The sequence below is a fragment of the Roseicyclus sp. genome (assembly GCF_965662675.1).
GTDB lineage: Bacteria > Pseudomonadota > Alphaproteobacteria > Rhodobacterales > Rhodobacteraceae > Roseicyclus.
On record NZ_CBFIIK010000012.1, the window covers coordinates 33313 to 42699 of the forward strand.

Below are 9387 nucleotides of genomic sequence, written 5' to 3' on the forward strand. Positions count from 1 at the left end.
ACGCGCAGCGCATCAATCCCGAACGCGCATCCGCACCTCGACATCGCCGCAAGGCGTCGATCCAAAGGTGCCGACCCAAATGCTGACCTGACCATTGAGCGCTGCAAGATTGCCCAAACGAAGCCGCGAGTTCAGCCCCGGGCCGCTATCATCATCATAATGCCAATTGCCTTGTGCATCACGGATCAGAAGCGTCGTGTCGCACGCACTATCGAGCGTCACTTCGAAATCATCAAAATCGGGGTCCGACGTCATGCCGGACAGGTTCAGCGTGATCGCCGGATTCGCGTTGAAAAATCCGCGTCCCGGGATTCCGGCGCAACCTTGGATCTGCGTCGCACCGCCACCGACTGTATCCACGAAATAGGATTGGTTGGCCAATGCATTACCGGTCGTCGTGTAGGGCGGTGCAATATAGTCGGGCACCGGACAACCAACGATCGGCGTCGTCACCACCTGCGGCCCCGAGCCGACGGGCGTGCTGACGGACCCGCGCACATTGTCGACCAACAAATCGCCGCCGTTGCTTGAGGGATGGACGACCTCGAAACGGATCGGCTGACCGTTGAGCGAGGCATCATCCACCGTCGAGGTAACAGTCACCGTTTGCAAAGCATTGATATCGCCGGTCGTTCCGCTTTTCGTGCCGATCAGCGTGTTGCCGGCATAGATGTTCAACACATAAGGCTCATCGCCGCTGAAAGCATAGGCACCATCGCCGACATCGGCCGAAAACGTATAGGTCGATCCGGCAGAATAGGTGGTCCCGAAGGTCTGCGACATAGAGGCGAAACTCGATGAACCGCCACCATGGTAGAGATAGGCCACGTTATCGCCGGTCACGGTCGTTCCATCCATGGCGTTGCTGGCTGGGTTGAAATCCCCCACATCGCCCGAACCGCCGTTCTGGATCGTCCAACCCGGAACACCTGACGACCACCCACCATTGCCATGGCTGGTCGCCTCGAAACTCGCGTTTTGTACCAAAATATTGCTCTGCGTCGCAGATGGCGTTCCGCCAGTGCCACCGCTCCCGCCGGTGCCACCATTGCCGCCATTTCCACCTGTGCCGCCAGTGCCGGCACCATCGCCGGGGTCGGTTCCCGTGCCGCCGCCCGTATCGCCATTATTCTCCGTGTCGTCATCGGGCCGGTTCTCCAACCCGGCCGGGTCGAAATACCCGCCCAGATCACCACCGGGGTCGATGCCTTCGACCTGCGGGGTGATCGGCGACACCGGGTCCCAATCTTCCGGATCGGGGAGCGGAACATTCTGCGTCCACGATGTTTCGAAATAGGGCGCTTGCACCTCGTTGCGGACATTGGCGCTGTACTGACCAAGTCCCGATTGCCCCAGATTGAGCGCGATAAAGCCCGCCGCGGTCGCGGTCGCGCAGATAATCACCCAATCAACCGTCGCAACCCCGTCTTGCGCACGCAGAAAGTACATCAAGGGCGCGCGGGTCTTTGGTTCAGATCTCGGCATGGCGTTCATTCCGCCCTTTTGGCGGCTCCGGACAGAATCACTCCACACCGCTCTACCCCCGAGAAATGGTAAAAATGAGGCAACCGTCCAAGCTGGCTTGGCGATATCGGCACTGCGAGGGCTTGCAAGCACGTACAACGCGGTGTATGCGCGCCTGATCTTCGCCACATGTCATATGAACGGCGTTCTCCCTCGTGGTCCGGGGGGCGGAGATGCGACACCCCGGCCTTTGAAAGACGCTCGCAACAGAACTGGAGTTTCCATGCCTCTTTATGAGCATGTGATGATTGCGCGCCAGGATCTCTCCGGCACGCAGGCCGAAGGGCTGGTTGAGCATTTCGGCACCGTCCTCAAGGACAACGGCGGCAATGTCGTCGAGACCGAATACTGGGGTCTCAAGACGATGGCCTACAAGATCAACAAGAACCGCAAGGGTCACTACGCCTATTTTCGCACGGATGCGCCTTCGGCCGCCGTGCAGGAAATGGAGCGATTGATGCGCCTGCATGAAGACGTCATGCGCGTGTTGACCGTCAAGGTCGACGCCCATGAAGAGGGCCCGTCGGCTCAGATGCAGAAGCGCGACGAGCGTGATCGTGGCGACCGCGGTGATCGTGGCGACCGCGGTGATCGTGGCGACCGTGGTGATCGCGGCGACCGCGGTGATCGTGGTGATCGTGGTGATCGTGGTGATCGTGGTGATCGCGGCGACCGCGGCGACCGCGGCGACCGTCGCTGAGAGGAAGGATAAAGATCATGGCATCTAAACCGTTTTTCCGTCGTCGTAAGTCCGACCCTTTCGAGGGCGAAGGCGCACCGAGCATCGATTACAAGGATGTGCGTCTGCTTCAGCGCTACATCTCCGAGCGCGGCAAGATCGTTCCCTCCCGCATCACCGCGGTCAGTGCAAAGAACCAGCGTAAGCTCGCGCAAGCGATCAAGCGCGCCCGGTTCCTCGCCCTGCTGCCCTATGCCGTGAAGTAAGGAGACAGCAATGGAAGTCATCCTACTCGAACGCGTGGCCAAGCTTGGCCAGATGGGTGAGGTTGTGACCGTCAAGGATGGTTACGCCCGCAATTACCTTCTGCCGCAGAAAAAAGCGATGCGGGCCAATGACGCCAACCGCGCTGCTTTCGAAGCGAAAAAAGCGCAGCTCGAAGCACGCAACCTCGAGACCCGCAAAGAAGCCGAGCAGCTTGCCGCCCGTTTGGACGGCCAGCAGTACATCATCATCCGCTCCGCATCCGATGCAGGCGCGCTCTACGGCTCCGTCACGACCCGTGACGCCGCCGATGCCGCCACAGCCTCGGGGATCACGGTCGACCGTCAGCAGGTTCAACTGCTGCGCCCGATCAAGGATCTGGGCCTGCACGCCGTTCGCGTCGTGCTGCACCCTGAAGTGACCCTTGAGATCGTGCTCAACGTCGCACGCTCCGCCGAGGAGGCAGAGCTTCAGGCCTCCGGCAAGACCATTCAGGAACTTGCCGCCGAGGAAGAAGCCGCAGCCGAATTCGAGATCGCCGAGCTTTTCGACGATCTTGGCGGTGCGCAACTCGACGACGAAGGTGGATCGAGCGACGACGCTGGCAATTAAGGCCACGCCTCGCGAAAATGTTAGGCCGCGTCCCTTGGGATGCGGCCTATTTCGTTTGTGGCAATCGAACGAAAACTTGCCTCAGGATCGCTAAGCACAGCGCTATTGGCACAGCATAAGTAGAAACGCGCTGCATTTGGCTCGGTGATGCAACCCTTCCAGAAAGAGAAAATGATTGCGTTTTTGCAGAAATGGTGCAACATGTTGGGCAAATTAAATGCATGACGCCTACATATTGAGAAGTCAACGAACTCTTGGGACAGGTTAAAGTGCTGGCAAATCTAGCATTGCATATCCAGGCAAATATACCAAATTTATCACGTGTATTTTGGCTGTGCATCGCGTTTGGTTACGGCACAGGTATCTTAGCTGTAATTGCAATTCTTTTTGCTGACCTTGAATTTCTGAACGCCAGCGGGACAGTCGGTGAGCGTGCGGTTTTTCACCTCAGCGTTGTCCGCGTGATCTTCATTAGCGTGATCTTGATTGTTTTTCCGGTGTTGCTTCTTACGTCCTTGCGTCGACTTTTCTACTTTATGGTTGGCATTACCGCCTGGATTGTCATGGTCTACATTGACGATGTTTTTGTGCTTTACAATATCATGAAATATCCTCAATCAGCGGCGATAAACGCAGTTATGATCCTAAGGCCATTCATAATCATTAGTCTTTTATGGATGTGCTTCGAACTGCATTTGCGACTTAAGAATGGATCTTGAATCGTATGAATAAGAAACTAAATGACGATGAGTATCATGCGTTTCTTCAGATGTTTGATCGGACTTCCGTGCAGATCAGACGGCTGGCCACGCAAAGCAAAATCTTCAGGGTCTCATTTCGGTTTGTGAATATTTATGCGATATGCTTTATTGGTGTTTTCGTTTTTATGAAAAGATTCTTTGCTGACGCGATCAATCAGGACATAATAACCGAAGGATACCTCGCGGTCTTGAGCGCGCGGGCCAATATAACCATTTGGCTTCTTGTTGGCTTCAACATCGCATATTATTTCAATTTCTATTTCCGTTTTTTTGTTGTCCTGATGTTGATGTACCTTTTGAATGCCACCATTGATCAGACCTTGCTTTTCTCTGTACATTACGACTACGCGGAAAAGCCGATCCTCGCGGCTTTCTATTTCACAAGGCCGCTTTTGATATTCGCACTGCTCGTGACATTGTTCAAATATGACGAACAACGATAGATTTGCGGATGCTGAATGCCTCCTGCCGAATTCACTGTTGGCTAAAGGCTATATAATCTTAGTCATAGCGAAGCCTTGCTTCACACCCTCGTGCTAGTCAGGGCGCTCGCGCTGCGCCGTCGCGGCGGAGCACTTTCTTCTTGGCTTGTCAGTTCACGGACCATAAGCAAAACTGGTCTTCTCACCCACAGGACATTAGGGCGGATCGCTTCGCGCCCTAACCGCCCTAAGTGTCGCACGCTTCCGACATGTTGAACGTAGTGCCCATTATGCGAGTTTTGAGTTAAGCACCGATCATGAAAACATATGCATTTTCTTTCATTGTCGCATCGATCCCCGGCGTAGCCTGGACCCAAGCTTGGCCTGACGGCGCGCCCAATCGTCCCGGCATCACCCCGGCCTTTCCCAGCCAAACCGAAGCGCCGGTCGACATCACCAACCCCGCCCCTGCCCTCTCGCTCGTCAGCGAGGGCCTCGACACACCTTGGGCGATCGCGGTGCTGCCCGGCATGGCCGGCTATCTCGTGACCGAGCGTGACGGGCATCTGCGCCATGTGACGCGTAATGGCGCGATCTCTTCGCCCATTGCAGGACTTCCCGACATCTTCGCCCAACGGCAAGGTGGTCTGCTCGATATCACGCTCTCGCCTGATTTCGCGCGCAGCCGTTTGCTCTATCTTAGCTATTCTGCCCCCGACGGGATCGGGCGCAGCGCCACCGCCGCAGCACGGGCGCGCCTGTCGAACGATCACACTCAACTGCTGGATCTGGTCGAGATTTTCCGCCAATCACCCGCAGCCACGGCCCCGGGGCATTACGGCAGCCGCATAGAACCCCTGCCGGATGGCAGTCTTGCCCTCACCACAGGCGACCGGATGCGCCATGCAGAGCGCGCGCAAGACCCCGCCACCGGCTATGGCGCCGTGATCCGGATCATGCCCGATGGCAGCCCGCCCAACGAACGGCCCAGCGTGGCAGACGCCCTGCCCGGCCTTGTTTCCTATGGCCACCGCAATATCCAAGGCATCGCCCATGACCCCGCGACAGGGCAGCTATGGACATTGGAACACGGGCCTGCGGGTGGCGATGAATTGAACCTGATCACACCGGGCGGCAACTACGGCTGGCCGGTTGTCAGCTACGGGGTTAACTACAATGGGCGCGAGATCGGCCAAGGCCGCGCGGCACATGCGCCCGATTTCATTCCCCCACGCTACTACTGGGACCCCGTGATCGCGCCGGGCGGCATGGTCATCTATGATGGTGATATGTTCCCCGCATGGCGCGGCGACATCTTGGCGGCGGGATTGGTCGCGCAAGCGGTTGTGCGGCTCGACCTCGCCGACGACCGGGTGATCGCCGAAGAACGGCTCGCTGAAGGCATCGCCCGTGTCCGCGATATCGCCGTGGATCATGACGGGGCCATACTCTTCGTCACCGATGAAGGCCCCCGCTCACGGCTGATGCGACTTGCGCGATAGGCTAAAAGGTCTCAAGCGTCAGCACCGCATCGCACCCTTCAGGTCGGAAAGAGCCGACCCATACGGCATATGCCCCATCATCCGGATCAGCCAAACTCAACGAAGCGGTTTGGCCGACGCCGCTATCATCATCGAAGAACCACCGCCCCGAAGGTGCGCGCAATAACAAGATCGTATCGCATGCCGCGTTGGAACGAAGATGCAGCCGCCGAAAACGGCGCATCCGGTTGAGGTCGAACACGAAATCCGGCGCCCTACGGACATGGCCCCATCCGATCAGTTCGCAATCATGCAGATGATGCACCCCCCCCGCCAGCACATCGAAGCGCGCGGGGTTCCATAGATCGCGCCCCTTCGCGCTATGGCGTTCCATCGGTGCGATATCGGGGTCAGGGCAAGCAAAGCCCACCCCTGCAAGCAAGGGCCAAAAGATCAGCGAAAAGAAAAAGGCAGGCCGTGTCATGACAACAGCCTGCCGGAAGAGAGTTAAAAAACCGCTAGTAGCCGTGGGCCCACCAACGGCCCAAGCCCGGCATGCGTCATTCAGTTATCCCATGTCTCCATTTCGATCGTGGCCTGACAATTGCCACCGCCATCATAGGTGCCGACCCAAACATCCACCCGGCCGTTCAACCTTGCCGCGCCATAGAGATCGAGCATCGGATCAAGATTGCCGTTGCTGTCATCGTCGAAATACCAATTTCCATCCGGGGTGCGGACCAACATCACCGTATCGCAGCTCGATTGCCCTTGGATTTCCAACCGCGCATAATTCTCCATACCCGAAAGCAGAAAACTCACGCTCGGCTGTGCCGGGAAAAAGCCGGATGCAAAGATCGGCAGCCCGCAAAGGCCCACATCCTGTGTCCCACCAGCCAAGACCGCATAGTTCGTGGGGGTGAACAGTGCCGCTCCGTTCGTCGTGACAGCCATGCCACCCTGCAAGCTTGGGTTCGGACAGCCCTGCATGCCCGCACCCGGCACGCTGGGCATCGTGGCAGCCACTGTTCGGAACACGATCGTGCCTTGGCACGTGCCACCGCCGAAACCGCCGACCCAGATATCGACACGCCCATTCAACTGCGCCCCGTTCAAGACAAGCTGGGGCTGCAAGCCGGTGGGGCCATCATCGTTGAAATACCACTGACCGGATGCATCGCGGATGATCATCGTCGGATCGCAATCCGATACCGTCTCGGCGGTAAAATCATAGCCATCCATCTGCGACATGAACAAGGTGAAGCTCGGCGCCTCATTGGCAAAGCCATATCCATTGATGCCGGGGCATGCATCGATTTCATGCTGCCCCCCGCTCTGCGCGACATAAGCCTGTCCCGCCATCAATTGCGGACCCGTCACATTCAACGATGGCCCGACCAGATTGGGGTTAGGACACACCGCAGCCGGCATCGGCGCGGGTATCGGAGCGGGCACCGGAGCCGGGATGGGCGCCGGGATCGGTGCGGGCATCGGTGCGGGCATCGGCAAAGGGGCGGGCAGCGGCGCTTGCGCCTGCGCCAGCAGCGGCGCGTTGCCACCCAAGGGCGCGGATCTGACCGGAGCGCGCGAAAATGGTGTGATGGGCGCGGCCACGGTCGCTTGCGCAAGCTGCAACGTGGCTGGGCAAGTTTCATCGCCGAAACTGCCGACCCAGACATCGACCGTTCCATCCAAGGCAGGTCCAGCCGCAAGCGTCAGCCGTGGGTCCAGATTCCCATTGCCATCATCATTGAAACGCCATTGCCCATCGGCGGTATGGACCAGCAAGCTCGCATCGCAATCCGAGGTAACTGCCAGAACCAAATCCTGCGCCGCGGTATCCGCAACGACAAAGGAATGATCGGGCGCCGCATGGAAGCGGCCAAATCCTATCGCGCCAAGATCACAGCTTTGTAGCGCATGCGTGCCGCCTGCGGTCAAGGAAACGGTCTGCACCTGCGCAAATGCGGCTGCCTCATAGCCCACCGCAACGTTTGAAAGTCCGACATCGGGACACGCCCAAGCCGCCGTTCCTGCGCCCATGAACGCGATCAATCCCAGTGGAAAAGGTTTCATGTGCCGCCCCTTTCAATCTCGCCCCAAGCCATTACCGGGCCGGGGGTCGTCATTCACCGCATGACCGCATGTTTTGTCCAAGCACAGCCCTGCTGCGCGAAACACCGACCACGATTTACCCCTCGAAGCTACGCTTGCCTCTGGACCAACGCTAGAAAAATCATGATCCAAAATGGCCGCATTACAAAAAAGGGCGGCCCGGCGGCCGCCCCAATCCAGTCTCCCGCAAAAGGCGCGGGCTGATTTATTCGTCTTCCAGCGCGTCGACGGCGGCCTTCAGATCATCCTTGCTGATGGTCTTTTCGCTGACATCGGCCAATTCCACGATGAAATCGATGACCTTGTCTTCGAACAGCGGCGCGCGGAGCTGCTGCTGCGCGGCCTGATTTTGCTGGATGAATTCAAAGAAGGCGCGTTCCTGACCGGGGTACTGACGGGCCTGCATCATGATGGCTTGCGTCATCTCGGCATCCGAAACGGTGACTTCGTTCTTCTGGCCAAGCTCGGCCAAAAGCAGGCCTAGCTTCACGCGGCGCTCGGCCAGCTTCAGATGCTCATCGCTCGGCGTGATCTCGGGGTGATCATGGCCCTGCACATCGGGGTTTTCCTCGTGCCATAGCTGGTGGGCGATCTGCTCCGCCTCGGCCGCGACAAGGCTCGGCGGCAATTCGACCGCGACCTGCGCGTCGAGTTGATCGAGCAGCTTGCGCTTGAGAACCTGACGCGCTGCACCGGCATATTCAGCAGCCATGCGCTCGCTGATCTGACCCTTGAGCGCAGCAAGATCCTCGGCGCCGTATTTCTTGGCCAACTCATCATCGACAGCCGCCGGAACCGGCTTTTTGACCTCTTTCACGGTCACATCGAACACGACATCCTTGCCCGCCAGATGGGCCGCGCCGTATTCGGCGGGGAAAGTCACGTTGACGGATTTTTCTTCACCGGCCTTGGCGCCGATCAACTGCTCTTCGAAGCCGGGAATGAACGAGCCCGAGCCCAGAACCAGCGGGTAATCCTCGGCCGAACCACCCTCGAACGCCTCGCCGTCGAGCTTGCCGACGAAATCGATCACGGCCTGATCGCCATCGGCGGCCTTGCCCTTCTTGGTTTCGAAATTCTGCGCGCTGGCCGCAAGATTGTTCAGCGCCTCGTCGATTTCCGCGTCCGCCGGCTGGGCGACAAGCTTTTCGATCTTGATCTTCTTGAAATCGACCGCCGGAATCTCGGGCAGCTTTTCATAAGAGAGCGAAACGACGATATCGTCGCCCTCTTTCCAATCCTCGTTCGTCATCTTGACGTCGGGCTGCATCGCCGGGCGATCGCCGCTTTTTTCAAGGTGATCTTGCATCGCGCCATCGACGGCTTCTTGCATCGCTTCGCCCAACAGGCGGGGGCCGAATTGCTTTTTCAAAAGCGCCATCGGCACCTTGCCCTTGCGAAAGCCCTTCATGGCGATCTCGGGCTGCGCCTCGACCAGCTTTTCGTTCACCTTCGCCTCGAGATCGGCACCGGTGATGGTGATCTGGTATTCGCGCTTGAGGCCCTCGGCCAAGGTCTCGGTGATCTGC

The 9387-nt window shown here is 58.4% G+C and carries 10 protein-coding genes; 5 read left to right on the forward strand and 5 right to left on the reverse strand.

Annotated features, from left to right (window positions below; all coding sequences use genetic code 11):
- Positions 1-12 precede the first annotated feature (12 nt).
- Entirely contained in the window at positions 13-1449 is a 1437-nt protein-coding gene (locus ACTG4J_RS04165; RefSeq protein WP_439137349.1) for a hypothetical protein, read from the reverse strand.
- A 298-nt stretch (positions 1450-1747) separates the two neighbouring features.
- Between ACTG4J_RS04165 and rpsF the strand changes: the two genes are divergently transcribed.
- The 4 genes from rpsF (at position 1748) to ACTG4J_RS04185 (ending at position 3798) form a co-directional block, all read left to right on the forward strand.
- Entirely contained in the window at positions 1748-2224 is a 477-nt protein-coding gene (gene rpsF / locus ACTG4J_RS04170) for a 30S ribosomal protein S6 (RefSeq protein ID WP_439137350.1), read from the forward strand.
- 17 nt (positions 2225-2241) lie between these two features.
- Positions 2242-2469 carry a 30S ribosomal protein S18 gene (gene rpsR, locus ACTG4J_RS04175; RefSeq protein WP_213684053.1) on the forward strand — a complete coding sequence of 76 codons (228 nt, stop codon included), beginning with the start codon at positions 2242-2244 and terminating at the stop codon, positions 2467-2469.
- 10 nt (positions 2470-2479) lie between these two features.
- Positions 2480-3079 carry a 50S ribosomal protein L9 gene (gene rplI, locus ACTG4J_RS04180; RefSeq protein WP_439137351.1) on the forward strand — a complete coding sequence of 200 codons (600 nt, stop codon included), beginning with the start codon at positions 2480-2482 and terminating at the stop codon, positions 3077-3079.
- 254 nt (positions 3080-3333) lie between these two features.
- Positions 3334-3798 (forward strand): hypothetical protein, encoded by a 465-nt coding sequence (locus ACTG4J_RS04185; protein WP_439137353.1) that lies wholly within the window; start codon positions 3334-3336, stop codon positions 3796-3798.
- A gap of 113 nt (positions 3799-3911) precedes the next feature.
- On the opposite strand, the gene ACTG4J_RS04190 is transcribed toward ACTG4J_RS04185, so the two are convergent.
- Complete coding sequence (locus ACTG4J_RS04190) at positions 3912-4178, reverse strand: hypothetical protein (protein ID WP_439137355.1); 267 nt, start codon at positions 4176-4178, stop codon at positions 3912-3914.
- Positions 4179-4579: 401 nt separating this feature from the next.
- Between ACTG4J_RS04190 and ACTG4J_RS04195 the strand changes: the two genes are divergently transcribed.
- Complete coding sequence (locus ACTG4J_RS04195) at positions 4580-5764, forward strand: PQQ-dependent sugar dehydrogenase (protein ID WP_439137357.1); 1185 nt, start codon at positions 4580-4582, stop codon at positions 5762-5764.
- A gap of 1 nt (position 5765) precedes the next feature.
- Here ACTG4J_RS04195 and ACTG4J_RS04200 read toward each other — a convergent pair whose 3' ends face one another.
- The 3 genes from ACTG4J_RS04200 to tig all read right to left on the reverse strand — a co-directional run.
- A complete protein-coding gene (locus ACTG4J_RS04200) occupies positions 5766-6227 on the reverse strand; it encodes a hypothetical protein (protein ID WP_439137358.1) in 462 nt (153 codons plus the stop codon).
- An 80-nt stretch (positions 6228-6307) separates the two neighbouring features.
- Positions 6308-7819, reverse strand: coding sequence for a hypothetical protein (locus ACTG4J_RS04205; protein ID WP_439137359.1), 1512 nt, complete (start codon positions 7817-7819; stop codon positions 6308-6310).
- 244 nt (positions 7820-8063) lie between these two features.
- A partial coding sequence (gene tig, locus ACTG4J_RS04210) for a trigger factor (protein ID WP_439137361.1) occupies positions 8064-9387 on the reverse strand: 1324 nt, incomplete at its 5' end.